Origin of the sequence: Paraburkholderia sp. BR14320 (assembly GCF_040948665.1) — a bacterium.
GTDB classification, from domain to species: domain Bacteria; phylum Pseudomonadota; class Gammaproteobacteria; order Burkholderiales; family Burkholderiaceae; genus Paraburkholderia; species Paraburkholderia youngii.
In genome coordinates this window covers 1-338 of sequence record NZ_JBFPKG010000301.1, presented here as the reverse complement: position 1 = coordinate 338, position 338 = coordinate 1, and the positions used below count along the sequence as shown (strand labels likewise).

The window sequence follows — 338 nt, the reverse complement described above, 5'->3', positions numbered from 1 at the left end:
CAGCGTCAGATACGGCGCCGCGAAACTCCATTCCTCATCCGACACATCAGTCGGATACCCTTTGCGGTCTGTTCTTTTCATCCCGCCAGGATAACAGGTCTCAATCGAAGTTCCTAACACGCTCTAGTCAAAAACTTTCTGGCTGTCTCCCGCCAAACGAAGACTTCGAGCTTCATGTTCCAGTCAAAGCAACATTAGGCTTGAAAAAGAACCAACTGGTTGCTAGTTTTTCAATGCCATCGAATTTGCGTGCGAGCCGCTGAGGACTGGATTTCCGATCAGGTCCCGAGATCAGCTATAACGTCCAGATTTCTGGACGCAGCGCATGACCGGAAACC

1 pseudogene is annotated in these 338 nt (G+C 50.3%); it reads right to left on the bottom strand.

What is annotated here, in order from left to right:
* Positions 1 to 81: pseudogene (locus AB3X89_RS40400) on the bottom strand (IS5/IS1182 family transposase); the annotation flags it as partial.
* Positions 82 to 338: the final 257 nt, after the last annotated feature.